This is a genomic window from Massilia oculi (genome assembly GCF_003143515.1).
In the GTDB taxonomy this organism is placed as follows: Bacteria; Pseudomonadota; Gammaproteobacteria; order Burkholderiales; family Burkholderiaceae_D; genus Telluria; species Telluria oculi.
Genome location: NZ_CP029343.1, coordinates 4,824,045 through 4,848,526 on the forward strand (window position 1 = coordinate 4,824,045; position 24,482 = coordinate 4,848,526).

Sequence of the window (24,482 nt, forward strand, 5' to 3'; positions counted from 1 at the left end):
TTCTCCTTGTTCGTTCAATAGACCAGCTTGAGGGTGACGGCGGCATGGCGTCCCGGGCGCGCCTGGCGTTCGATGTCGGCCGCGGTGGTGGCAGTGGTAGCGGCAGGCAGGCTGCGCGACGAGGCATAGTCCCAGTACTTCTTGTCGGCCAGGTTGTAGACGCCGGCGGTGATCGACGCGTGCTCGTTGATGTTCCAGTATCCGGTCAGGTCCATCACCGTGCTTGACGGGATCGCGAAGTAGGCCGTGTTCACGCCGCCGATCACGTCGCGCTCGGCCTGCTTGGCGCGGGTGTGGACCGCGGCGAGGGCGATGCCGCCGCGCCGGGCGGGATGGTCCCAGGCCGCGATCATGCTGGTCTTCCCGGGCAGCGTCGACGCCAGCTCGCTTTCCAGTCCGGTGCGGGTGTTCGTCGCCTTGCTGCGCTGGACGCCGCTGGCCAGGGTCAGCTTGCCGCCCCTGAGCGACTGGTTCCATTGTCCCAGGTCGGCGTCCAGCGTCAGCTCGCCGCCCCAGATACGCGCGGTGCCGATGTTCTCGGGGCGGAACAGGCCGAAGGTGATGTTCGGATAGTTGACCGGGTCGGCCGGCTGCGACGCGTATTCGATCAGGTTCTTGTAGCGGGTGTTGAACACGGCGGCATGCAGGCGCAGGCCACGCGCCACGGCGCCCTTCAGGCCCAGCTCGAAGGCGTTGCTGGTTTCCTTGTCCAGGTTCGGGTTGCCGATCACGGCGTAGGCGTTGCCGGTGCCGGTGTAGCTGAGCGAATCGTAAGTGCCGGTGCGTTCGGCGGAAGTCGGCAGGCGCGTGCCGCGGCTGTACTGAAGGTAGGTCTGCAGGCTGGGTGCGACCTGCGCGGTCATGGTGAGGCTGGGCGTGAGATGGCTGTCCGTTTCCTTTTTCAGTTCGCGGCTGGCATTGGGGATCCCGATCGCGTAGTTGGCGGTGCTGTTCGGCTTGAGTTCGCGCCAGTCGTAGCGCAGGCCGGGCGTGACGCTGGCCCAGGACGACAGGACGACTTCGGCGCGCGCGAAGCCGGAGAAGCGCAGCGACTGCATGTCGGCCATGCGGTTCTTGTTGGTGACCTGCTGGGCGCCGGTGTTGACGACCAGTCGTTCCTCGCGCCATGGACGCTCGGTGTCGGCCTGTTCGATGCTGACGCCATACGCCAGCTCGTTGCTGCCCAACCGCTTGCTGGCGTTGCTGGCGAAGCCCACGCTGCGGTTGTTGAAGCTGGTCGCGATATGGCGCAGCACCGGCTGGCCGCCCGTGATGTAACGGGCGGTGGTGATGTCTTCGACTTCGCTGTCCTGGATATGGAGGCGGCTCTCGAGCGTATCGAACCATGCGCCGGCGCCCTGAACGAGGTGGTCGATGCTGAAGCGGTCGCGCCTGGTGCTGCCGGCCTGGTTCGCGCCTTCGGGATACAGGGCGCCCTGCTTGTTGTCGTAGGCGCGAGCGTGGTTTGCGCGGAAGGCATCGATCGTGGCGGTGAAGCGGTGTCCGGCCCACGGCGTCCAGGACAGCTTGGCCAGCAGCGCATCCGAATCCCAGTCGTCCGGGTTGAGCGGGGCGCTGCCCGTCGAGTCGAGTTCCTTGCCGTCGCGGTGCACCAGCACCGCCAGCGCCTTGAGCGCGCCGGACTGCGCGGCGCCGGTCAGCGCATGCATGCGCATGTCGTTGGCGCGGTTCGATCCGAACTTGTACTCGGCATAGGAGGGGCGGGCCTCGCTGACGTAATCCTCCGGCGCCTTGGTGACGAAGGAAACGTTGCCGCCCAGGCCCTGGGTCCCGGCGCCGGCCGGCGCTGTGCCGGACCCGATGGTCACCGAGCGGAAGGTCTCGGGATCGAAGTAATCGCGGCCGACGCCGAAGCCGTTCAGGGTCGAGGCGTCGGGCTTCGGCGCGGCCTCGGGCAGCGCGATGCCATCCAGGTCCAGGCCCACCCGGTTGCCCTCGACGCCGCGGATATTGAAGCCGGTATTGCCGGCGCCATCCCAGACGTTGCCGCTGCCGCTGGCGGCGCCCGGCACGCTGACCAGCGGCGCGTAGCGCGCCATGTTCTGCATATCGGTGACGCCCTGGCGGGTGAGGGCGGCGGCATCGAGCAAGGTCACGGTGCCGGCCTTGTCGAGGCGCTGGCCGGTGATGACGATGGGGTCGAGTGGGGAGCTTGCGTCCGGCGCGGCGGGCGCATCAAAGGCGATCGCCTGGGTGGCGAAGGCGCAGGCGAACAGGGCAGGGAGTCGTCGCAGGCCGGGAAGGGTTGCTGCCATGGTGGTCCAGTCAAGAGGGGTTGTACATGCTCCGCGCGGCACGCGTGCGCAGGCAGGCGTGCTCGAGCGAGCTTCTCAATAAGAATGATTCTCATTTATGATGTATACTAAATGATAATCATTATCATTTGCAATAATCTCTCCCGACTTTTTTGGCGTATATCTTTTGACCCCACGCACAGGGCACCAACGCGAACCGCGGTTGTATGTCGTTACGAACGATAAATCTTCACCTCCTGATGACTATTTGTTTCCAGAAGGCATTACAATCATTGGATTTCGAACGTACGGCGGGGCGCTATGAAAAACTGGCTAGGACGGATGTTGGGCGGTTCAGAGAAGGAGACGGAAGCCGTGGCAAGCGTCCGCGCGGCGACGATCGAACACGACGAAGACATGGCGAACGACGTCCACGCCACGTTCTATCGCTGGCTCACCGCGTCCAGCGGCTTCAACGCCCAAGCCGAGCAGGAAGCGCAAATCCTGGCCGAAGTGCGTTCGCTGGCGGCCGATCCGGTCTGCGCGTCCGGCCTGGTGCCGCGCGTCCCCGAACTGGTGTCGCAGTTGCTGACCGCGCTGTCAGACGAGAACATCTCGACCGGTGCGCTGTCGGCCCAGGTCGGGCGCGACCTGGTGCTGGTGGCCGAAGTGATCCGCGAAGCCAACAGCGCCTACTACCGGCCGGTGACGCCGATCGAGACCCTGGAGGGCGCGGTGACGATGCTCGGCCTGAACGGCTTGCGCATGCTGCTGGCGCGCATCGCGTTCCGGCCGCTCGTGCGGGTCAAGGTCCAGGGCGTGGCGCGCCAGGTGGCGCCCAATGTGTGGAAGCATTCCGAACGCTGCGCGTTCGCCGCCAGCGTGATGGCGCCGGGCCTGTCGGCCGGCGTGTTCGAATCCTACCTGGCCGGCCTGATGCAGAACCTGGGACTGCAGGTCGCATTCCAGGTGGCCGACCGCATCTGCGAAGGCAGGGTGCCCGGTTCCAGCGAATTCGGCGTCGCGCTGTTCGCGGCCAGCCGCCAGCTGTCGTCGGTGATCGCCAACCACTGGGACTTCCCGCCCGAGGTGGTGGAGGCGATCGAGCAGGCCGGCCAAGCGGATGGCTCGCACCTGTCCCAGGCGCTGGACCAGGGCGACCGCATCGCCAAGCTGCGGCTGCTGCTCGATGCCGAGGTGATCGAAGAGGATGACGAGCTCATTACCCGCGGCTTGAATGGATTCCAGCGGCGGTGCCTGGGCAAGCTGGTGGATTTGTCGGATTGAGGCATGACGCCTGCCACGGTGCGCGTGGCAGGCGAAGCGAGCAAGTGCTTAGAAGTCGATCTGCGCCGACAACCTGAACGTGCGCGGCGCCCCCGGCAGCAAATACCCACCCAGCGACTGCGTCACATCGCGCCAGTAGGACTTGTCGAAGGCATTGTCCACCCGCGCCCGGATGATCGTGTTCACCCCACCCGCGCGCAGCAGGTAGGACGCTCCGAATCCCGCCACGTGATAGCCCGGCACCTTCACCCGATTGGCCGGGTCGAACACCTTGTTGCCCGAATACTGCCACTGCGCGTCGAGCTTCAGGCCGGCCACTTGCGGCACCGCGTACTCGACCCATGCGGTGGTGCGCAGCTCCGGCACATTGGTCACGCGCTTGCCTTCGGTCGATGCGTCGCCCGTGTCCTTCTGGTCGGTGTCGAGCGCCATCAGCGACAGGCTGTAGCTCAGGTCGGGCGTGGCGCGGCCCATCGCCGACAGCTCGGCGCCGCGGTGGGTCTGCTCGCCGGCGCGCACGAAGGTATTGGCGGCGTTCGTGTATTCCAGGCCCTGGCGGATCTCGAACAGCGCGCCCGACAGCGCCAGCTGGTCGTTGACGTTGCGCTTGACGCCGAACTCCAGCTGCTTCGAGCGGCTCGGCGGCAGGGCGGTGTTCTGGTTGGTGGTTTCCATCGGCGCGATGCCGCCGTATTGCAGGCCGTGGCTGACCGAGCCGTACACGCGCCAGTCGCGCGCCGGCGCGTACACCAGCGCCACGTTCGGCAGCGCGAACGAATCCTTCGTGTGCACCCAGCCGCCCTCGATTTCTTCCAGTGCGTCGAGCTTGAGCTTCACGTAGCGCACGCCGGCGTGCAGGGTGAACTGGGGCGACAAGGTCATCACGTCCTGCACGAACAGCGAGCGTTCTTCGGTACTGCGGCGTTCCATCACGGGGCCGGTCACGCGGTCGCTGGCTACCGGCGGCACGATGGCCGGGTTCCAGATATTGCTGGAACCGACGTAGTCGTAGACGTATTCGCCGAAGCTGTCGTGGCGCTCCGCATACGAGCCGCCGATGGTCAAGGCGTGGCGCACCGCGCCGGTGTCGAAGCGGCCCTGCAGCATCGCCTGCAGGCCCCACGGCGCCTTGCGCTCGCCCGTGCTCTGGAAGTCGTAGACGTCGTAGTCGCCGTTCGCGCAGTAGCCCGGGTAGTAGCCGTCACCCTCGTTGCTGCAGCCGTAGGGGAAGGCGGTGAAGTCGTCGCGCTTGAACCAGTGCTTGTTGGCGCTGACGGTGGCGTTCCACGCGTTGCTGATGCGGTACTCGAAACGCAGGCCGAGATTGCTGCTGTCGGTATCGACCGGCTTGGTCCACGGCTGGTCGTTGAGCAGGGTCTTGGCCGAGATCCCGGTCGGCAGCGCTTCATTGCGGATCAGCTGGTAGCCCGGCGCCGTGATCTGCGATTTGTGCTGGTGGTCGAGGTCGATCTGGAACAGCGCGTCCGGCGTGATCTGCCAGTCGAAGGCGGCCGATACGAACTGGCGTTCGCCGTCGGCGCCGCGCACATAGGACTTCAGGTCTTCGGCTGCGGCGTTGATGCGGTAGCCGAAACGGCGGTCTTCGAAGCGGCCGCCCAGGTCGACCGCGCCGTACACGGTGCCGCGCTCGCGCACCTCCACCGTGGCCTGGCGCAGCGGCGCGTTGGTCGGGCGCTTGGTGACGAAGTTGATCATCCCGCCCGGCGCCGCGACGCCGGCCTGCAGGCCGGCCAGGCCGCGCAAGACCTCGATGCGCTCCTTGTTCTCGAGCGGGATTTGGGTGTCGCCCGGGATCGCGATCATGTCCTTGCGGTAGCTGGTGGCGTTGTCGAGCGCGAAGCCGCGAATCGAGAACTGCTCGGCGTAGCCGATCGCATTGTAGGCGTCGCCGATCGAGGCGTCGTAGCGCGCGGCGTCGGTGGCGCTGCGGATCGACAGGTCCTGCATCTGGCCCTGGCTGATCGAGGTGATCGAGGCCGGCGACTCCAGCAGCGGCACGTCGGAGAAGCCGCCGACGCTGGCGCGATCAAGCGCGATCCATTTGCTGCCGGTGACGACGACCGACGCAGGCTCTTGTGCGAAGACCTGGGACGACAGGGAAAACGCCTGCACGATGGCGCAGGCAAGTACGGTGTGCTTCGAGGTGAATGTCATGGTTTGCTCGTTTTCGCGCGCCAGGTGGCGCGCCGCTTTTATCAAAGCCGGAGCCAACGTGGGGGAAGGGCAAACGAATGGAGGTGCTGCTTTGCGCTTTCCTTCGCTGGCATTATCCAGATCAGGTACGAAGGGTATCTCTCACCCGGAACAGCGTTCCAGGACCCCTAGCGAATCGCGAGTGTATCACGGCCCCGGGTGGCCGTGGTGAATCTGTCAAGGCGGTTCGATTGTCGCCGCTCAGGCTTTCACGGTGGACGGCGCCCCGACCGCCGCGGCCCCGGTGGCGGCCGGCGTCACCATATGGCGCAGCAGGGCAGTGCGGGCCGCGTCGCCGATGGCGCGCCAGTGTTCGCGCCGCTGCGCCGCGCGCTTGCGGTGTTTCGATGGCATGTCCTGCAATGGCTTGAGGTAGAACGGCAGCGGGACCAGGAAGCTGCGCGCGTCCAGTTCGGCGCCGCCCAGGATGCGCCAGAAGCCGTCGTAGGCGTTCTCGAACGCCTTGTCTTGCGCCGCTTCATAGGCCACGTGCGCGCTGCCGCGCACCGCGACCACCCGGTCGAAGCCGAGCGCCTGCGCCGCGCCCTGCAGGGCGGCGAAGCAGAAGAAGCTCGGCGAATTGTTCGGGAACACGCGCTCGAAGGCGTCGAAGGCGCCGCCGGCATCGCGCCACAGGCCGGCGTTGCGGGTGACGAAGGGAACGACCGGCAGGTCGACGCCCACCACCGCGCCCTCGACCCAGGTCCAGGACAGGCGGTGCAGCACCGCGCCGTCGACGACCAGGGACAGCGTCAGCTCGCCTTCCGGGTCGATGCGCGGCGCGTGCTCGAGCCGCATGATGAAACTGCCGCTTTCATCCTCATGCTGCCACAACACCAGGCCGCCGTGGTGCGCGGCCTGCCGGTAGGCGGCGTTGAAGGTCGCCTCTTCGAAGCGATAGTGGGCCAGCACGCATCGCATGCGCTCGCGTACTTTCATGCCGCGGGCCAGGTAGTCGCGGCCGCTCACTTGGCGGAACAGGTCGTCGGCGGGCGCGTTTTCGAGGCGGCGCACCAGCTTGAGACGGGACAGGGACTGGTGCTCGCGCCAGTAGCGCAGCGCATGCCAGCGTTGGGTGAGTCGAGCGAAGATCATCGAGCGCTCCATTCGGCGTAAAGGGTCTTCGGCTTGCCGGGCAAGCCCGGCAATGGCAAGAAATAATTCCGTTCTGCAATTATGTGCCGAATTGCCAGCGCGTGCCCGGACGAAGTGCAAATAGTGCTTGGGAACCAAGGCGGGCGTGATCTGTCATGGGGCCTCTCTCTGGATGTGTCGACTTATGGTTGTTATCAGGCAAGTACGACAAGACTACCATGTTTGCGGCGCGCCACGCTTCTTCATTCATCATCGATAATGCGCCGGAACCAACCAGCAATGGAGGAAGCAGATGGCGTATGAACTGTTCTATTGGCCGAGCATCCAGGGACGCGGCGAATTCGTCCGCCTGGCGCTGGAAGAAGCGGGCGCCGACTATGTCGACGTGGCGCGCCGCGAGGGCGGCGTCGACCTGTTGATGGCGGCGCTCGACGTCGAGGAGTATCCGGCCTTCGCGCCGCCGTTCCTGAAGTCCGGCGAGCTGGTGATCGGCCAGGTGGCCAACATCCTGCTCTACCTGGGCGAGCAGCACGGCCTGGCGCCGCGCAGCGACCCGGGCCGCCTGTGGGTGCACCAGCTGCAGCTGACCATCGCCGACCTGGTGACCGAGGCCCACGACACCCACCACCCGATCGCGTCCGCGCTGTACTACGAAGACCAGAAACCCGAGGCGCTGCGCCGTTCGGCCGACTTCGTCGAGTCGCGCATCCCCAAGTTCATGGCCTATTTCGCGCGCCTGCTGTCCAACCCCGAGCCGCGCGACTACCTCACGGGCGACAAGGTGACGTACGCCGACCTGTCGCTGTTCCAGGTCATCGAAGGCCTGCGCCATGCCTTCCCGAATGCGATGAAGAAGATCGAGCAGGAGCATCCGGAGCTCACCGGCCTGCGCGACCGCGTGGCCGCGCGGCCCAATATCGCCGCCTACCTGGCGTCCGAACGGCGCATTCCGTTCAACCAGGAAGGCATCTTCCGCCGCTATCCCGAGCTCGATCAGTAATCAATCCCGGGCCGGGGCGAAACAAGGGCTGACCAGGCGCCCGCCATGGTCGAGCGCATCGATGGCGGCGCTGTCCTCCCGGCTCAGCACGAGTTCAAGCGCCCGCAGGTTGCCGGCCGGGTTCCCGCGTCTGGCCGACCCCGGTCTCATTGCCGTCGATCTGGGCGGCATCGGTATGGCGGTAGCCCGGTTCCAGCCCGGTGGCAACCGGGTCGATCGCGGCTTGCCCTTGCAGGCGGAAGGCCCCGAGACCCAGCCGTGGCATGTTCATGACGTGTGCTTTGAAAGGAATCAATGGGTGGCGACGGCACGGTGCACGGCCGCCTTGGCCGGCACGCCTTCGCGCCGGTCGAGCCAGCCGGCCAGCGTGGTGAGCAGCAGGGCGCCGACGACGACCAGGGCGCCGATCCAGGGCGTGGCCATCAGGCCGAGGTGGGCGACGATCAGGCCGCCGCCCCAGGCGCCCAGGGCGATGCCGACGTTGAAGGCGGCGATGTTCAGGCCCGAGGCGACGTCCACCGCCTGCGGCGCGTCGCGTTCGGCGCGCTGCACGACATAGACTTGCAGGCCGGGCACGTTGCCGAAAGCGACCGCGCCCCAGGCCAGCACCGTGATCAGCACGAGCGGTTTGCTCGGCGCGGTGAAGGTCAGTGCCAGCAGCACGACGGCCAGCAGGGCGAACACGATCTGCAGCGCCGGCACCGGACCGTGGCGATCGGCCAGCCTGCCGCCCCAGATATTCCCGGCCGCGACCGAAACGCCGTACACCAGCATCACCAGGCTGACGGTGGACGCCGCGAAGCCCGAGACTTCCTGCAGCACCGGCGCCAGGTACGTGAAGGCGATGAAGCTGCCGCCGTAGCCGAGCGTGGTCATGGCGTACACCAGCAGCAGGCGCGGTTTCTTGAGCACCGCGAGCTGGTTCAGGATGCTGGATGGGCGGCTGGCAGCGATATCCGACGGCACCAGGATGGCGCTGCCGATCACGGCGATCACGCCCAGCAGCGACACGGCCAGGAAGGTGGCCTGCCAGCCGAAATGCTGGCCGATGAAAGTCCCGAGCGGCACGCCGGTGACCAGCGCCACGGTGAGACCCGTAAACATCAGCGCGATGGCGCTGGCCGCTTTTTCCTTCGGCACCAGGCTGGTGGCGATGGTCGAACCGATCGAGAAGAACACGCCGTGCGCGAGGCCCGTGAGGACGCGCGCGGCCATCAGCGCTTCGTAGTTCGGCGCCATCCAGGCCACCAGGTTACCGAGGGTGAACAGGACCATGAGGCCGAGCAGCAGGTGCTTGCGCGGCACTTTGCCTGTAAGGGCGGTGAGCACAGGCGCGCCGATGGCGACGCCCAGCGCGTACAGGCTGACCAGCAGGCCGGCCGAGGGCACCGATACGCCCAGGCTGGCGGCGATGGTGGGGATCAGGCCGACGATCACGAATTCGGTCGTCCCGATGGCGAAGGCGCTCAAGGTGAGCGCCCAGAGTGCGAGTGGCATGCGATTCTCCTTGTTGTTCGATATGGCGGGGTTGCGTAGGGCATGCAGTGTGCCGTGCCTGGATGCAAGGAAAAATAGGCCGCTGTACAATGGACTTTTGAGCTGGAGTCAACAATGATTGATGTGGATGCCTTGATTGTGTTTTGTGCAGTCATAGATTCCGGCTCGTTCTCGGCCGCCGCCGAGCGCCTGGGGCAGACACCGTCCGGGGTCTCGCGCACCATTTCGCGGCTCGAGCATGGCCTCGGGATGACGCTGATGCGCCGCACGACGCGGCGCCTGCAGCTGACCGACGAAGGCGCCTGGCTGCTCGAACGTGCCCGCGCCATCCTGCGCGACCTGGCCAATACCGAGGCCGAGGCGCAGGCGCGCCGTTCGCAGCCGTCGGGCCTGGTGCGGGTGAATGCCTCGACCCCGGCCTTCGACCATCTGCTGGCGCCGCTGTTGCCCGATTTCCTGGAGGCGTATCCGCTGGTGCAGCTGGAACTGACCAGCGGCGAGACCTACGTCGACCTGATCGAGGAACGGGCCGACCTGGCGATCCGCATCGGCGCGCTGCCCGATTCGACGCTCAATGCGCGGCGCCTGGGTACCGGCAAGCTGAGGGTGGTGGCGGCGCCCGGCTATATCGACAGGTACGGCGTGCCGCGCGAGCCGGCCGAGCTGGCGCTGCACCGCACCGTCGGCTTCACGGCGCCGGCCTCGCTCAATACCTGGCCGCTGCTGCATGCCGGCGGCGAGGGCTGGACCGTCACCCCGCAGGTGCTGGCATCGAGCGGCGAGACGGTGCGCCACCTGGTCCTGCACGGCGCGGGCATCGGGTCGATGGGGGAGTTCCTGGTGCGCGCCGACATCGAGGCGGGGCGCCTGGTGCCGTTGCTCGAAGAGCACACCCTGCCATGGACCCAGCCCGTTTGGGCCGTGTTCTACAGGCAGGGCGCGCTGGCGCCGCGGGTGGCGGCGCTGGTGGATTTCCTCGCCCGCAGGCTGGGCGAGGTGCTGGAACGGTAAGGTCAGAACGCGTAGGTCGCGCGCCCGTAGATATACCTTCCGGAGCGGCCGAACGGCGCATAGGTCGAGAACGGCGTATTGCCCGTGGTGTTGAGCGCCGGCGGCAGCGTTTCCGGATACTGGTCGAAGACATTGTCCGCGCCCAGGGCCAGGGTCAGCTTCGGCGTGACGGCGAAGCGTCCCTCCAGGTCGACCACGGTCTTGGCGCCCAGCTCGAAGTCGAAGGCCGCCGTGGTGCCCGGCGACAGCACCTCGCCGTAGCGGGTAGCGCGCAGGGTCGCGCCCCATGGGCCCAGCTTCCAGTTGACGTTGGCGCTGATCTTGTTCTTCGGCTGGCCTTTTTCGAGCGAGAGCACGTTGACGCGGTCGAACAGCACCGGGGAAGGGCTCAGGTTCGACAACTGTTCGGTCACCGGCACCTTGGTCACCTCGGTGTCGGTGAAGTTGCCGGCCAGGGTGAAGTCGAAGCGGCCCGCCGCGCCGGCGTTGTGCGCCCAGTTGATCACGACGTCCACGCCCTTGGTCGTGGTGTCGACGCCGTTGATGAAGAAGCGCCCGCCGCCCACGCCGATGAAGCCCTGGCTGGCGATGTAGTTGCGCACATTGGCCTGCGTGAGGTTCTCGGACAGGATGATGCGGTCGTCGATGTCGATGCGGTAGGCGTCGACCGTCACGCTCACGCCACCCAGGCGCAGCACTGCGCCGAGCGAGGCGTTGACCGATTCCTCGGCGTCGAGCGGCTTGGCGCCGAGGGCCACCGCCACCGGGTCGGACGGCTTGAAGGTCGTGATCTCGTAGGGAATGCCGTTGATGAAGTTGGTCGAGGTGGCGGTGAAGTGCTGCTGCTGCGGCGACGGCGCGCGGAAGCCGTTCTGGATCGCGCCGCGCAGCGCGAACGCCTTGTTGAAGTCGTAGCGCAGCGCCAGCTTGCCGGCCACGCTGTTGCCGAAGTCCGAGTATTTTTCGGCGCGCACCGCGGCCGAGGCGAGGAGTTCGGGCGTGACGTTCGCTTCGAGATCGATGAAGGCGCCGAGCGCGTTGCGGTGGGCGTCGACCTCGTTGGCCGGACGGAAGCCCGGGAACACCTGGGCGCCCGGTGCGGCCGGCGTCCCATTGGGCAGCACCGCGCCGCCATAGCTCCACGACTGCTCTTCGCCGGCGAACAGCTCATAGCCTTCGCGGCGCGCTTCGACGCCCACCGCCACGTTCAGCGGCGACGACAGCGATGCTAGCTCGATGCTGCGCACGCCGGTCAGGTTGAACACGGCCTGGTCGTAGGAATAACCGCCGGCGTAGAACTCGGTCTTGCTGCTGGCGCCCAGCGAGCGGTTCAGGGTGTTCTCGATCGTGTATTCCATCTTGTTCTTGCCGTAGCCGAGCGAGGCGTCCATGTCCCACTGGCCGGCGGTCCAGGTCACGCCGCCCGTCATCGAGAAGTCCTTGACGGTGGGGGAGATCAGCGGCAGGAAGCCGTCGGGATAGATCGACAGGACGTTGCGCGCGTCCTGCGGCGGGCGGAAGTAGCCGGACGAGGTGGCGTCGCGGTCCTGGTAGCTCGCCCAGCCATAGACCTTGACGCCGCCGCCCAGGTCGTTGCCGGCGTTGGCGAACAGGGTGGCCTGGTCGAGGTCCGGCTCGCCGGTCCAGGCGTTGAAGCGGTTGATCGTGTTCTCGCGCGGGTCGAAAGCGCCGTTGACCCGTGGGTACTGCTGGCGCATGTCGTAGCCGCCACGCTCGGTGCGGTTCTGGTCGCGGTACTCGGCGGCCACGGTCAGGAAGCCCGATTCGCCCAGGGCCAGGCCCTTCCACAGGCTGACGGTGGCGGTCTGGCCGTCGGTGCGCTTGCGCGAATCCGGGCCGCTCCAGGTGCCGCCAGCAGGGACGGCGTCGTTCCACAGATCGTATTCGGACTTGCGCGCGCCATAGGTGACGCTCGCCTCGCCGCCATCGCGGTCGGTGCGCAGGCGCATATTGACCACGCCCGAGATGGCGTCGGAACCGTATTGCGCCGCCGCGCCGTCGCGCAGCACCTCGACCGATTTCACGATCGCGGTCGGGATCGTGTTCAGGTCGACCGCCGCCGAGCCGCGGCCGATCGAGCCATTCACGTTGACCAGCGACGAGGCGTGGCGGCGTTTGGAATTGACCAGCACCAGGGTCTGGTCGGGCGCCATGCCGCGCAGGGTGGCGGGGCGGATGGTGTCGGTGCCGTCGGTCAGCGAAGGCCGGGGAAAGTTCAGCGAGGGCAGGGCCATCGACAGCGCCTGGTTCATCTCGGTGCTGCCGGCGTTCTTGAGGGTGTCGGACGAGATGATGTCGATCGGCGCGGCGGTGTCGAGCGCGGTGCGGTTGGCAACGCGGGTGCCGGTGACCACGACCGTGGCGGCGTCAACGGCCGTGTCGGCCTGGGGCGCGGCATCCTGGGCGTGGGCGAGGCTCGCGCACAGCGCGGCGATGGCGAGGGCTAGTGCTGTTTTTTCCGTCCTGGCTTTCTGCATGGTGCTGATTCCTTTTGTTGTTCTACGGCGGTGGTCCTGGGAAAGGGCGAGGCGGCTGCCTCCGGTTCATACTGCGCAGCACCATTCATGGTGTCAATTCGTTAAAACCGCGGCAATGCGTCTTTACAACAGTTATCGAAATGTCAGGTCCATGTAAGAAAATGTGGGAGGCATAGGAACAGCGCATGTGAGGCGCACGACAAGGCAGGCGAGATCGGGAACACCCGGCTGTTGCCCGCGTGATGGCCAGCCGGCGAGCCCGTGCTACAGTAGTCCCTCATGAACACGCCGCCATCCACCGAACCCGCCATCCCGCACGATCCCCAGTTCCAGGTGCTCGTGGGCTGGTTCCTGATCGTGGTCGCGGTGCCGCTGGCGATCTGGATTGCGCTGCGCATCCACGACAAGTTCGATGCGAGGTCCTGGCCGAAGGCCAGCGCCGAGGTGGTCAAGAGCGAGTTGTACGAACGGCGCGGCAAATCGCACGACTGGTGCATCAAGATGGCCTACCGCTACGAGGTCGATGGGCAGCAGTTCGTATCGTCCCGCAGCGCCACGTCGATCATGAGCGAATCCGCCTGCGATCCGTCGCGCGCCGTCATCCAGGCGCGCTTCGAGAAGAGACAGCCGGGCGACCGGATCACGATCCGCCATCATCCGCGCGAGCCCGGACGCGCGATCGCCCATGTCGACGGGCTGGATATCTTCGATTTTCTCTTCCCGGCGGTGGCGCTTGGCGTGTTCGCGACGGGTGTGCACTCGATCCGCTATGGCGCGCGGCTGCGGGTGGAACAGGCCGCGCTGGCCGCGGAGCGCCGCGAGCGCATGGCGCGCGCCGAACGCGAATTCTTCATGAAAAACTCACCATGACAGCACTATTTCCGGATTGTCGCTCCCTGCAAGTCGACGTGGCGCCGTCGGTCACGATCAAGGCCATCACCGGCGGTTCCGGCCCGCCGCTGCTGCTTCTGCACGGTCATCCGCAAACCCACGCGATCTGGCACAAGGTCGCGCCCCGGCTTGCCGAACGCTTCACCATCGTCGCCTGCGACCTGCGCGGCTATGGCGACTCGAGCAAGCCGCAAGGAGCGCTTGATCACGCCAACTACAGCAAGCGCACGATGGCGCTCGATGCGCTGGCCGTCATGCGTTCGCTCGGCTTCGAACGGTTCCACGTGCTGGCCCACGACCGCGGCGCGCGCGTGGCGCACCGGCTGGCGCTGGACCATCCCGGGGCGATCGAGCGGATGGCGTTGCTGGACATCGCGCCGACGCTGGCGATGTACGAACAGACCTCGGAAGCGTTCGCGCGCGCCTATTGGCACTGGTTCTTCCTGATCCAGCCGGCGCCCATGCCCGAGCGCCTGATCGAGGCCGACCCCGCCGCCTACGTGCGCGACGTGATGGGAAAGCGCAGCGCAGGCCTGGCGCCGTTCGATCCGCGCGCGCTGCGCGAATACCAGCGCTGCCTGGCGCTGCCGGGCGCCGCCCACGGCATCTGCGAGGATTATCGCGCCGCCGCCGGCATCGATCTCGAACACGACCGGCTCGATCGCAAGGAAGGACGAAAGCTCGGGATGCCGCTGTTGGCGCTGTGGGGAGAGCAGGGCGCGGTGGGGCGCTGCTTCGATCCGCTCAAGGAGTGGAAACTGGTGGCGGACGACGTGCAGGGCGGGGCGCTGCCCTGCGGTCACTACATCGCGGAGGAAGCACCCGAGCTGCTGCTCGGGCGCGTGCTGCCGTTCCTCGCAGGGTGACTCATGCCGCGGCGCCCGCGAACTCGATGGTCGCCGTCAACCCGCGACCGCCGTCGCCGTCCGACAGCACGATGATGCCGCCATTGCGCGCGGCGCCGCGTTCGGCGATCGCCAGTCCCAGGCCGCTGCCTGATTGCTCCTGTCCCGGCACCCGGTAGAAACGGTCGAAGACCTTGTCGCGCAAGTCCGGGTTGATGCCCGGTCCCTGGTCGGCGATCGCCAGGCGATAGATGTGGCCGATGCGATTCAGGCGCACCGCGATGCGGCCGTCCTGCGGCGAATACTTGATCGCGTTGCTGATCAGGTTATCGACGGCCGACGCCATGCTTTCCAGGTGCAGCGGCACGCTGCCGTCGCCGTCGGCGTGGAACTCGATCTCGATATTGCGCTGCACCGCCAGGTGGGCGGCCGCCGCCACCCGGTCGCGCACGAACTCGGCGACGCCGGTCTGCGGGCAGGGGTGGTCGACCTGCGGCTCGGCGCGCGCCCGCTCGAGGGCCAGCAACTGGTGCACGGTGTGGGTGGCGCGCGCCACGCCGCTGCGCAGGCCCGCCGCCGGCTCGGCGCAACGTTCGGCCGTCTCGCTGCCGGCGCGGCTGAGCAGCACGTGGGCATTGATCTGGATCGCCGCCAGCGGCGTCTTGAGCTCGTGCGCGGCGTCGGTGAGGAATTCGTGCTCGTGCTCGATGCGCTGCGACAGGCGCGCCATCAGGCCGTTGATCGCGTCCACCAGCGGCGACAGTTCGCGGTAGGCGGAATCCGGCAGTGGCGTCAGGTCGCCGTCCGAACGCTGGGCGATGCTGGATGCGATCGAGCGCAGCGGGCGCAGGCCGATGCCGACGATCAGCCAGGCCGGAATCAGGAGCAGCGGCAGGCTGAAGATGGTCGAGGACAGCAGGAATCCCACGCCGCCGATCGAGAACATCCATTCGTCGTCGACTTCGTGGCTGCGCTCGACCTTGATGCCCTGCGCCGTGTCTTGCGCTTCCCAGCGCACCCAGGAATAGGCGTCGCGGCTGGCGACTTCCGGCAGCCGGTCGGGCCACTGCGGCGCCGAGTTGTAGACCAGCCGGCCGTGCAGCCAGACGCGCACCCGCACGTGCGAGTGGTAATCGAGCTCCTGGAACATGCGCACGCGGTTCGCCTCGATCTCCTCCAGCACCGGCAGCATGCGCGCCACATCCGGGCCGACGTCCGACAGGTGAGCCTGGATATTGGCGGTGTGCGCCTTGTTCTCGCTGAAGGTGCGGCTGCGCTGGGTGGCCTTGGCCTCGAGGAACACCCACACCAGGCCGATGATGGCCACGACGACGATCACGCCCGTGAAGCTGAACATCAGGCGCTGGAACAGCGACGACGGCCGGTTCGCCAGCCGCCTAAGCATCCTGCTGCACCATGTAGCCGACGCCGCGCACGGTGCGGATCACGCCTTCGCCGATCTTCTTGCGCAGGTTGAAGATGTGCACGTCCAGGGTCTGGCTCTGCCCGCCCTGGCCATCCGCGGCCGGCAGCGCGCGCCGTTCCAGTTCCACCCGCGTCAATACCCGGTTGGCCTGCTTCATGAGCGTCAGCAGCAGGGCAAATTCGGTCTTCGAGAGGGTCACCGGCTGACCCGCGCGCGTGACCGCCATGCGGTTCTCGTCGAGCACGATGTCGCCCGCCGTCCACAGGTTTTCTTCCAGCGTGCCGTGGGCGCGGCGCACGATGGCGCGCAGGCGCACCAGCAGCTCGGGGATCTCGAACGGCTTGATCAGATAGTCGTCGGCGCCCAGGTCGAAGCCTTTCAGGCGGTCTTGCAGGCTGTCGCGCGCGCTGATGATCAATACCGGCAGGCGCACGCCGTCGGCGCGGAGCAGACGCAGCACGTCGTTGCCGTCGCCGTCGGGCAGGCCGAGGTCGAGCACCACCGCGTCGAAGGACTCGTCGCGGATGCGCGCGCCGGCATCGGCCGCGAGGCGCAGCCAGACCGCCGTGTGGCCCTCGTCCTGGAATACCGACAACAGCGCCTGGCCGATCGCGAGATCGTCTTCGATCATGAGAATTTTCATGGCGCGAGTTTACCAGTGTGGCGTAGCGGCAGGGCCTTGGTGAATCTTCAGATTCGCTTCAGCTCCTGCGTTGACCCCGCCCGCTTGATATCGGACCATCGCATCCAACCAGCAAAAAGCTGGAAATAAATACAAAAGAGGAGACAGGCATGACGACACGTCGGGATGGCGCACGGCGCCAGGTTTTACCATTGCATCCGCGATTGAATCCTATTGCAGGCGCCTGCGCATTGCTGTTGATGGCGGCGCCCCTGCACGCGCAGGAAGCCGGCGCCCAGGACCCCGAGGACGCGGTCCGGCCCGCGGCGACCGTCTCGGGCGAGGCGCCGATCGCCACCGTCAACGTGTCCGGCATCCGGCGCGGCATCGAGGCGGCCATCGAGATCAAGCGCAACGCGACGTCCATCGTCGAAGCCGTCTCCGCCGAGGACATCGGCAAGCTCCCCGACACCACCGTTGCCCAGTCGATCTCGCGCCTGTCGGGCGTGACCACCCAGCGCAGCAAGATCAACGGCAAGGCGACCGAAGTCAGTGTGCGCGGCATGTCGCCGACCTTCAACGGCTCGCTGCTCAACGGCCGCGAGCAGGCCTCGACCAGCGATGCGCGCAGCCCCGAATTCGACCTGTTCCCGTCCGAGCTGACCGGCAGCGTGCTGGTCTATAAAACGCCGGACGCGAGCCTGATCGGCCAGGGCCTTGCCTCGACCATCGACCTGCGCACCCTGCGTCCGCTCGATTTCGGCAAGCGCATGTTTGCGGCCAATGCGCGCAAGGAGCGCATCGGCTTCGGTTCCGGCTCCGACCTCGGCTCGGGCCACCGCAAGACGCTGACCTACGTCGACCAGTACTTCGGCCGCAAGCTGGGCCTATCCGTCGGCCTGACCTCGTTCAAGCAGGACAACGGCGGCGAACTCAAGTTCGACAGCTGGGGCGCCAACACCGCCGACATCGACTACAACGGCCAGACCGTCAGGGCGATCAACGGCTTCATGGCCGAGACCTCGCGCCGCAAGGCCGAACGCGACGGCGCTTCGGTCACCCTGCAGTTTCGCCCCAACGACAAGTTCCGCTCGACCTTCGACGCCTTCTACTCGCGCGGCGAAGAGGCGACCAAGAAGACCGGCCTCGAAGGCGCGATCGTCGGCGGCACCGGCATCTACGATCCGAACGCGGTGCTGACCGACGCCACCATCGAGAACGGCATCGTCACCGCCGGCACCTTCAGCAACTACAAGGGCGACGTGCGCAACCACCTGTTCTCGAACAAGGACCGCCTGCTGTCGCTTGGCGTGAACAACGAGCTCAAGGTGGGCGAGTGGCGCATCGTAAACGACCTGTCGTACTCGAAGGGCACCAAGCGCATCAGCAATTTCGAGACCATGGCCGGCCAGCCGGGCAACACGCCCGAGAGCCAGCTCGGTTCGATCAGCTACAGCGGCTTCAACGGCAACAACTTCGCCGACGTGCGCTACAGCCCGAGCCTGAACTACGCCGACCGCAACGTGGCCGTGCTGACCGACGTCGCCGGCTGGGGCGGCGGCCCGCTGTCGCCGCAGGCCGGCTACCTGGCGTTGCCGACCATCGACGACAAGGTGCAGGCGGTGCGCCTGTCGGCCGAGCGCGATACCGACTGGGGCCCGCTGGCCGCGGTGCGCTTCGGCGTCAACTACACCAGGCGCGACAAGTCGCGCCTGGGCGAGGAGGGCCGCCTGTCGGTGCGCGGCGGCGACGGCTACGCCGCCATCCCGATGCCGGGCAGCGGCCTTGAGGTCGCCGGCCCGACCGGCATCCCGGTGGCCGCGTTCGACCCGACCGGGAGCCTGGGCTCGCTGTATGAACTGAACCGCTGGGTCGACGCCACCGTGCTGGCGCGCGACTGGACGGTGGGCGAGAAGGTCACCACCGCCTATTTGATGGGTGAGCTCGACGGCACCCTGATGTCGCTGCCGTACAGCGGCAATATCGGCGTGCAGCTGGTCGACACCCGCCAGCGCGCCAGCGGCAACCAGGTCGACCTGGCCAACTGCACCGGCATCACCACCGACACCTGTCCCGCGGTCGTCAAGACCGGCGGCGTCGACTACACGGAGGTCCTGCCCAGCCTGAACCTGACCTTCGACCTGGGCAACGACCAGCTGCTGCGCCTGGGCGCCGGCAAGCAGGTCTCGCGCGCCAACCTGGACAACCTGAAGGCCAGCATGAATTTCGGCCTGCAGAGCGCCACCGCCGAGGATCCGGCGCTGACCGGCTTCGCCGGCAATCCGGAACTGAAACCCTATGAAGCGCGCGCGCTCGACCTGTCGTACGAAAAATACTTCGGCAAGAAAGGTTATGTCAGCGCGGCGCTGTTCTACAAGAAGCTCGACAACTACGTGATCAATGCGCCGCAGATGTTCGACTTCGCCCAGTACACCAGCGCCAGCACCCCGCTGCCGGCCACCGGCCAGTACGCCGGCTCGACGATCGGCTTCCTGACCATGCCGCAGAACGGGGAGGGCGGCATCATGCGCGGCATCGAGCTGTCGGCCAACCTCCCGTTCGGCCTGGTCGTGAATGCGCTGGACGGCTTCGGCGTGCAGGTGAACCATTCGCACACCGATTCCTCGGTGCGCCTGCCGACCAGCGCCTTCGTCACAGGCAGCAATGCGCCGGTGTTCAATGGCGCGGTGTCCGAGATCGGCCTGCCGGGCCTGTCGCGCAACGTGACCAGCCTGCGCCTGTACTACGAGAAGCACGGCCTGCAGGTGTCGCTGGCTGCCTACCGCCGCTCGAGCTTTATCGGCCAGATCCTCGACTACCGCAGCGAATCGCAGTTCACCTTCATCAAGGGCGAGACGATTGCCGACGCCCAGGTGTCCTACGATTTCCAGGGCGGCATGCTGCAGGGCTGGTCGGTATTCCTGCAGGGGCATAACCTGACCAACGAACCGTTCCGCGAGTACACCAGCGATCCGGAGGTCTACACCAACGTCGTCACCTTCGGCCGCACCTACTCGGCCGGTCTCAACTACAAGTTCTGACCATGACCGCACTGCCCATGAAGCCGATCTTCGTTCATGCCGTGGCGGCGCTGGCGGCGCCCGCCCCCGATCCTTATCGGCCGCGGGAGTACGTACAGTTCCAGCATGCCGACTGGACGAAGAACGCCACCATCTACCAGATCAATACGCGCCAGTTCACGCCGGAAGGCACGTTGAAGGCCGCAACCGGCCAGCTGCCGCGCCTGAAGGAGCTGGGCGTCGAGATCCTGTGGCTGATGCCGATCCATCCGATCGGCGAAGCCAAGCGCAAGGGTGCGCTGGGCAGTCCCTACGCGGTGCGCGACTTCCGCGCCGTCAATCCCGAGCTGGGCACGATGGCCGACCTGCGCGCCTTCGTCGACCGCGCCCATGCGCTGGGCCTGCGCGTGATCGTCGACTGGGTCGGCAACCATACCTCGTGGGACAACGTGCTGATGACGCAGCACCCGGACTGGTACGCCAGGGGGCCGGATGGCAAGCCGCAGCCGACGCCCTGGTTCAACTGGGACGACATCGTCGACCTCGATTACGGCAAACCGGGGCTGCGCCGCTACATGCTCGAGGCGATGAAGTTCTGGGTGCGGGAAGCCGGCATCGACGGCTATCGCGTGGACGCCGCCGGACTGGTGCCGCAGGACTTCTGGGACCACGCCAGCCGCGAGCTGCGCGCCATCAAGCCGGTGTTCATGCTGGCCGAGTGGGAGAGCCGCGACATGCACCGCGACGCCTTCGACGCCAGCTATGCCTGGACCTGGTGGGAGGCGCTGCACGACATCGCGCGCGGCCGCTCGGACGTCACACGCCTGCATGCCTATTACGCCTGGAACGCGAAGTTCTATCCGCGCCAGGCCTACCGCATGCTGTACACGACGAACCACGACAAGAACGCCTGGGACGGCACCGAATTCGAAGCCTTCGGCCCGGCGGTCGACGCGGCGATCGTGTTCAGTTTCGTCAGCGAAGGCATCCCGCTGGTCTACAACGGGCAAGAGGCGGGCAACACCAAACGCCTGGCCTTCTTCGAGCGCGACCCGATCGAATGGAAGGCCTCGCCCTACACGGCGCTCTACAAGAAGTTGATCGCGCTGAAGAAACAGAACACGGCGCTGTGGAATGGAGAGTACGGCGCGCGGATGGTGCAGGTGCCGAACGACGCGCCAACCCAGGTCCTGAGCTTCGTGCGCGCCAACGACAAGGACAAGGTGTTCGTTGCCCTGAACCTGTCGGACAAGCCGGTCAAGCCGCGCTTCGACAAGACACTGCATCACGGATCGTACCGCGACTTCGCCACCGGCGCGAAGCTCGACGTGGGCGGATCGCTCGATTTTGAAATGGCACCGTGGAGTTACCGCGTGCTGGTGAAGTAAACAAGGAGAGATATGGTTTCCAGATTCATGAATGTCAGCCTGGCCACGCATTGCTGCGTGGTGCTGGGCATGGTGGTGAGCTCGAGCGCCTTCGCGCTCGATGCCATGAGCGCGAGCGTCGAGTCGCCGGGCAAGGTGCTGAACGTGTCGGTGCAGGTCGCGCCGGACGGACGCCTGTCGTACCAGGTCGAACGCAAGGGCCAGCAGGTGATCGCGCCGTCGCGCCTGGGCTTCGTGCTGGGCAGCGACAAGCCGCTGGATTCGGGCTTCAGGATCGAGCGCCAGGTGGTCACCGACCACGACAGCAGCTGGGAACAGCCGTGGGGCGAGCGCCGCACGGTGCGCAACCACTACCGCCAGATGCGGGTCGACGTCAAGAAGAACGATGGCCGCCGCCTGGCGATCGTGTTTCGCGTGTACGACGACGGCCTGGGCTTTCGCTACGAATTCCCCAAGCTGCCGAACAACCGCGCCACGCACATCGCCGACGAGCTGACCGAGTTCGTGGTCGCGCAGCCGGCCACCGCCTGGTGGCAGCAGGCGGGCGAAGTCTGGGCGCTCGAATACCCGATCCAGAAGTCGCCCCTGCGTGAAGTGGGCATGGCCAACACCCCGATGACCGTGCGCATGGAGAACGGCACCCACATCGCCTTCCACGAGGCGGCCCTGGTCGACTATGCCTCGATGTGGCTGCGCCGGGTCGAAGGCCAGCGCCTGCGCGCCCACCTGACCCCGTCCGCCACCGGCAACCCGGTGGTGCGCACCGGCGCCTTCACCACGCCATGGCGCACGATGCAGATCGCCGACGACGCGGCCGGCCTGTACATGTCCGACCTGGTGCTGAACCTGAACGAGCCGAACAAGCTGGGCGACGTCTCCTGGGTCAAGCCATCGAAGTACGTCGGGGTGTGGTGGGACATGCACCTGGAAACCAAGTCGTGGGCCTCGGGTCCGAAACACGGCGCCACCACCGAGTACACCAAGCGCTACATCGATTTCGCGGCCAAGCATGGCTTTCGCGGCGTGCTGGTCGAGGGCTGGAACCCGGGCTGGGACAGCGACTGGGCCGGCAATGGCCTGGACATGGACTTCACCAGGGCGCATCCGAGCTTCGACATCGCCGCCGTGACGGACCATGGCCGCAAGAAGGGCGTGCACCTGATCGGCCACCACGAGACCGGCGGCAACGTCGCGCACTACGAAAAGCAGATGGACGCGGCCTTCAGGCTGTATGCGAAGCACGGCGTGGACAGCATCAAGACCGGCTACGTGACCGACGGCGGCGCGGCCCAGTTCATGGGCAAGAACGGCAAGGTCCATTTCGGCTACACCGATTCGCAGGAGGGCGTGCGCCACTACCAGAAGGTGGTCGAGGAAGCTGCGCGCTACAAGATCGCGATCAACACCCATGAACCGGTGAAGGACACCGGCCTGCGCCGCACCTATCCGAACTGGATCTCGCGCGAAGGCGCACGCGGCGTCGAGTACAACGCCTGGGGCAATCCGGTCAATACCGTCGACCACGAGGCCAACCTGGTGTTCACCCGCATGCTGAGCGGCCCGCTCGACTACACGCCGGGCATCCTGAGCCTGGAAGGCAAGGACAAGCGGCCGTTCAACTCGACCCAGGCCAAGCAGTTGGCCAACTTCGTGGTGATCTATTCGCCGGTGCAGATGGCGGCCGACCTGATCGAGCACTACGAGCGCTATCCGGGCCCGTTCCAGTTCATCAAGGACGTGCCGGCCGACTGGGAAGACACCCGCGTGCCGCACGGCGCGGTGGGCGAATACGTGACCATCGTGCGCAAGGACCGCAATTCGGACGGCTGGTACGTCGGCTCGGTCACGGACGGCAACAAACGCACGCTGGACCTGAAGCTGGACTTCCTGGACCCCGGCAAGACCTACCTGGCCGAAATCTACCGCGACGGCGACAACGCCGACTATCGCGACGACAAGCGCCGCTTCGACATCGCGATCGAGAAGCGCAACGTCACCAGTGCGGACACCATCAAGATGGTGCTGGCGCCGGGCGGGGGACAGGCGATTCGCCTTGTGCCGCTCAAGTAAGTCTGGCGCAGGACACTGTGGGCGGCCCGGCCGCCCACCTGACGGCCGTCGCACGCGAACGGCCGTTTTCGCATATCCTGTTGGACTGTCCATACTTTGCTGGCGTTTTTTCGCACCTGGCTGTTCATGTCCACACCATCTTCATCGTCCACCGTCACGCCTGCCGCTTCCGGCACCGTCATGCAGATCCTGTTCTCGGTCGCCTTCGTTCACCTGCTGAACGATTGCGTGCAGGCCGTGCTGCCGTCGATCTACCCGCTCCTGAAGCATGAATTCGACCTGACGTTCACCCAGGTCGGCCTGATCACGTTGACCTTCCAGTGCACCGCCTCGCTGCTGCAGCCCTGGATCGGCCTGTACACCGACAAGCGCCCGATTCCCTTCCTGTTGCCGGCCGGGATGTGCGTGACCCTGTTGGGCGTGGGCCTCCTGGCCTGGGCCGACAGCTTCCCGATGCTGCTCACCGCGGCCGCGATGATCGGCGTCGGTTCCTCGACCTTCCACCCGGAGGCCTCGCGCGTGGCGCGCCTGGCCTCGGGCGGGCGCTTCGGCTTCGCGCAGTCGCTGTTCCAGGTCGGCGGCAACGCCGGCTCGGCCCTCGGCCCGCTGCTGGCGGCCGCCATCGTGGTCGGACGCGGCCAGGGCGAGATCGCCTGGTTCATGCTGCTGGTGCTGGTCGCGGTGGCGGTGCTGGTCGGCGTGAGCCGCTGGTACAGCAACCACCTGACGAATATGGTCAGGAAGGCCGCGCAGCATGCGGGCCCAAGGCTGCCGCGCAAGAAGGTGATCCAGGCCCTGGCGGTGCTGGCGCTGCTGGTGTTCTCCAAGTACATCTACATGGCCAGCCTGCAGACCTACTACACCTTCTTCCTGATCGAGAAGTTCCACCTGCCGGTGGGCACCGCCCAGCTGTACCTGTTCCTGTTCCTGGCCTCGGTCGCGGCGGGCACCTTCGCCGGCGGCCCGATCGGCGACAAGATCGGCCGCAAGCGCGTGATCTGGTTCTCGATCCTGGGCGCGGCGCCGTTCACCATCGCGCTGCCGTACGCGAACCTGTTCTGGACCGGCGTGCTGTCGGTCGTGATCGGGCTGGTGATGTCGTCGGCCTTCTCGGCCATCGTCGTCTTCGCCCAGGAGCTGGTGCCGGGCAAGGTCGGACTGATCTCGGGCATCTTCTTCGGCCTGATGTTCGGCATCAGCGGCGTGGGCGCCGCGGCCATGGGCCATATCGCCGACATCCACGGCATCGACCAGGTGTACCGGATCGCGTCCTTCCTGCCGCTCTTGGGCATCATGGCGGCGCTGCTGCCGAAGGTCGACGGGGCGAAGCGCTAGCGCCGCATATATTCACAAGGAGCGTCTT

The 24,482-nt window shown here is 66.6% G+C and carries 17 protein-coding genes and 1 riboswitch; of the genes, 9 read left to right on the top strand and 8 right to left on the bottom strand.

Annotated features, from left to right (window positions below):
- Positions 1-14 precede the first annotated feature (14 nt).
- Positions 15-2,276: a TonB-dependent receptor domain-containing protein gene (locus DIR46_RS21810; RefSeq protein WP_109347116.1), complete on the bottom strand. Its 2,262-nt coding sequence runs from the start codon at positions 2,274-2,276 to the stop codon at positions 15-17.
- 354 nt (positions 2,277-2,630) lie between these two features.
- Between DIR46_RS21810 and DIR46_RS21815 the strand changes: the two genes are divergently transcribed.
- Positions 2,631-3,542 carry an HDOD domain-containing protein gene (locus DIR46_RS21815; protein ID WP_229446356.1) on the top strand — a complete coding sequence of 304 codons (912 nt, stop codon included), beginning with the start codon at positions 2,631-2,633 and terminating at the stop codon, positions 3,540-3,542.
- A 48-nt stretch (positions 3,543-3,590) separates the two neighbouring features.
- On the opposite strand, the gene DIR46_RS21820 is transcribed toward DIR46_RS21815, so the two are convergent.
- Positions 3,591-5,717, bottom strand: a complete 2,127-nt coding sequence (locus DIR46_RS21820; protein WP_109347118.1) for a TonB-dependent siderophore receptor — start codon at positions 5,715-5,717, stop codon at positions 3,591-3,593.
- 81 nt (positions 5,718-5,798) lie between these two features.
- A riboswitch (TPP riboswitch) is annotated at positions 5,799-5,896 on the bottom strand.
- A 61-nt stretch (positions 5,897-5,957) separates the two neighbouring features.
- Complete coding sequence (locus DIR46_RS21825; protein WP_109347119.1) at positions 5,958-6,851, bottom strand: DUF535 family protein; 894 nt, start codon at positions 6,849-6,851, stop codon at positions 5,958-5,960.
- 292 nt (positions 6,852-7,143) lie between these two features.
- Between DIR46_RS21825 and DIR46_RS21830 the strand changes: the two genes are divergently transcribed.
- Positions 7,144-7,851: a glutathione S-transferase gene (locus DIR46_RS21830; RefSeq protein ID WP_109347120.1), complete on the top strand. Its 708-nt coding sequence runs from the start codon at positions 7,144-7,146 to the stop codon at positions 7,849-7,851.
- 94 nt (positions 7,852-7,945) lie between these two features.
- On the opposite strand, the gene DIR46_RS21835 is transcribed toward DIR46_RS21830, so the two are convergent.
- Both DIR46_RS21835 and DIR46_RS21840 read right to left on the bottom strand, forming a co-directional pair.
- The gene (locus DIR46_RS21835; protein ID WP_370659948.1) at positions 7,946-8,122 is read right to left on the bottom strand and encodes a hypothetical protein; all 177 of its coding nucleotides are present in this window, start codon (positions 8,120-8,122) and stop codon (positions 7,946-7,948) included.
- A gap of 20 nt (positions 8,123-8,142) precedes the next feature.
- The gene (locus DIR46_RS21840; RefSeq protein ID WP_109347121.1) at positions 8,143-9,348 is read right to left on the bottom strand and encodes an MFS transporter; all 1,206 of its coding nucleotides are present in this window, start codon (positions 9,346-9,348) and stop codon (positions 8,143-8,145) included.
- A 114-nt stretch (positions 9,349-9,462) separates the two neighbouring features.
- Here DIR46_RS21840 and DIR46_RS21845 point away from each other — a divergent pair, with 114 nt between their 5' ends.
- Positions 9,463-10,359, top strand: a complete 897-nt coding sequence (locus DIR46_RS21845; protein WP_109347122.1) for a LysR family transcriptional regulator — start codon at positions 9,463-9,465, stop codon at positions 10,357-10,359.
- Between the two features lie 2 nt (positions 10,360-10,361).
- Here the strand turns inward: DIR46_RS21845 and DIR46_RS21850 are convergent, their stop codons facing one another.
- Complete coding sequence (locus DIR46_RS21850; RefSeq protein WP_109347123.1) at positions 10,362-12,857, bottom strand: TonB-dependent receptor plug domain-containing protein; 2,496 nt, start codon at positions 12,855-12,857, stop codon at positions 10,362-10,364.
- Between the two features lie 279 nt (positions 12,858-13,136).
- On the opposite strand from DIR46_RS21850, the gene DIR46_RS21855 reads away from it, so the two are divergent.
- Both DIR46_RS21855 and DIR46_RS21860 read left to right on the top strand, forming a co-directional pair.
- Positions 13,137-13,727, top strand: a complete 591-nt coding sequence (locus DIR46_RS21855; protein ID WP_109347124.1) for a DUF3592 domain-containing protein — start codon at positions 13,137-13,139, stop codon at positions 13,725-13,727.
- A complete protein-coding gene (locus DIR46_RS21860) occupies positions 13,724-14,614 on the top strand; it encodes an alpha/beta fold hydrolase (protein ID WP_109347125.1) in 891 nt (296 codons plus the stop codon). Before DIR46_RS21855 ends, DIR46_RS21860 begins: the two co-directional genes overlap by 4 nt.
- A 1-nt stretch (position 14,615) precedes the next feature.
- On the opposite strand, the gene DIR46_RS21865 is transcribed toward DIR46_RS21860, so the two are convergent.
- Both DIR46_RS21865 and DIR46_RS21870 read right to left on the bottom strand, forming a co-directional pair.
- The gene (locus DIR46_RS21865) at positions 14,616-15,998 is read right to left on the bottom strand and encodes an ATP-binding protein (RefSeq protein WP_109347126.1); all 1,383 of its coding nucleotides are present in this window, start codon (positions 15,996-15,998) and stop codon (positions 14,616-14,618) included.
- On the bottom strand, positions 15,991-16,650 hold the full coding sequence (locus DIR46_RS21870; protein WP_307719106.1) for a response regulator transcription factor: 660 nt from the start codon (positions 16,648-16,650) through the stop codon (positions 15,991-15,993). Before DIR46_RS21870 ends, DIR46_RS21865 begins: the two co-directional genes overlap by 8 nt.
- A gap of 215 nt (positions 16,651-16,865) precedes the next feature.
- On the opposite strand from DIR46_RS21870, the gene DIR46_RS21875 reads away from it, so the two are divergent.
- The 4 genes from DIR46_RS21875 to DIR46_RS21890 all read left to right on the top strand — a co-directional run bounded on the left by DIR46_RS21875 (position 16,866) and on the right by DIR46_RS21890 (position 24,454).
- Positions 16,866-19,682 carry a TonB-dependent receptor gene (locus tag DIR46_RS21875; protein WP_229446357.1) on the top strand — a complete coding sequence of 939 codons (2,817 nt, stop codon included), beginning with the start codon at positions 16,866-16,868 and terminating at the stop codon, positions 19,680-19,682.
- Positions 19,683-19,684: 2 nt separating this feature from the next.
- Positions 19,685-21,049, top strand: a complete 1,365-nt coding sequence (locus DIR46_RS21880) for an alpha-amylase family glycosyl hydrolase (RefSeq protein ID WP_229446358.1) — start codon at positions 19,685-19,687, stop codon at positions 21,047-21,049.
- Positions 21,050-21,061: 12 nt separating this feature from the next.
- On the top strand, positions 21,062-23,119 hold the full coding sequence (locus DIR46_RS21885) for a glycoside hydrolase family 97 protein (protein ID WP_109347130.1): 2,058 nt from the start codon (positions 21,062-21,064) through the stop codon (positions 23,117-23,119).
- 180 nt (positions 23,120-23,299) lie between these two features.
- The gene (locus tag DIR46_RS21890) at positions 23,300-24,454 is read left to right on the top strand and encodes an MFS transporter (RefSeq protein WP_109347131.1); all 1,155 of its coding nucleotides are present in this window, start codon (positions 23,300-23,302) and stop codon (positions 24,452-24,454) included.
- Positions 24,455-24,482: the final 28 nt, after the last annotated feature.

Excerpts from the sequence above, each read along its gene's own strand:
- DIR46_RS21810 (WP_109347116.1), bottom strand. The coding sequence starts at position 2,276 with ATGGCAGCAACCCTTCCCGGCCTGCGACGACTCCCTGCCCTGTTCGCC.
- DIR46_RS21820 (WP_109347118.1), bottom strand. The coding sequence starts at position 5,717 with ATGACATTCACCTCGAAGCACACCGTACTTGCCTGCGCCATCGTGCAG.
- DIR46_RS21825 (WP_109347119.1), bottom strand. The coding sequence starts at position 6,851 with ATGATCTTCGCTCGACTCACCCAACGCTGGCATGCGCTGCGCTACTGG.
- DIR46_RS21830 (WP_109347120.1), top strand. The coding sequence starts at position 7,144 with ATGGCGTATGAACTGTTCTATTGGCCGAGCATCCAGGGACGCGGCGAA.
- DIR46_RS21835 (WP_370659948.1), bottom strand. The coding sequence starts at position 8,122 with ATGAACATGCCACGGCTGGGTCTCGGGGCCTTCCGCCTGCAAGGGCAA.
- DIR46_RS21840 (WP_109347121.1), bottom strand. The coding sequence starts at position 9,348 with ATGCCACTCGCACTCTGGGCGCTCACCTTGAGCGCCTTCGCCATCGGG.
- DIR46_RS21845 (WP_109347122.1), top strand. The coding sequence starts at position 9,463 with ATGATTGATGTGGATGCCTTGATTGTGTTTTGTGCAGTCATAGATTCC.
- DIR46_RS21850 (WP_109347123.1), bottom strand. The coding sequence starts at position 12,857 with ATGCAGAAAGCCAGGACGGAAAAAACAGCACTAGCCCTCGCCATCGCC.
- DIR46_RS21855 (WP_109347124.1), top strand. The coding sequence starts at position 13,137 with ATGAACACGCCGCCATCCACCGAACCCGCCATCCCGCACGATCCCCAG.
- DIR46_RS21860 (WP_109347125.1), top strand. The coding sequence starts at position 13,724 with ATGACAGCACTATTTCCGGATTGTCGCTCCCTGCAAGTCGACGTGGCG.
- DIR46_RS21865 (WP_109347126.1), bottom strand. The coding sequence starts at position 15,998 with ATGCTTAGGCGGCTGGCGAACCGGCCGTCGTCGCTGTTCCAGCGCCTG.
- DIR46_RS21870 (WP_307719106.1), bottom strand. The coding sequence starts at position 16,650 with ATGATCGAAGACGATCTCGCGATCGGCCAGGCGCTGTTGTCGGTATTC.
- DIR46_RS21880 (WP_229446358.1), top strand. The coding sequence starts at position 19,685 with ATGACCGCACTGCCCATGAAGCCGATCTTCGTTCATGCCGTGGCGGCG.
- DIR46_RS21885 (WP_109347130.1), top strand. The coding sequence starts at position 21,062 with ATGGTTTCCAGATTCATGAATGTCAGCCTGGCCACGCATTGCTGCGTG.
- DIR46_RS21890 (WP_109347131.1), top strand. The coding sequence starts at position 23,300 with ATGCAGATCCTGTTCTCGGTCGCCTTCGTTCACCTGCTGAACGATTGC.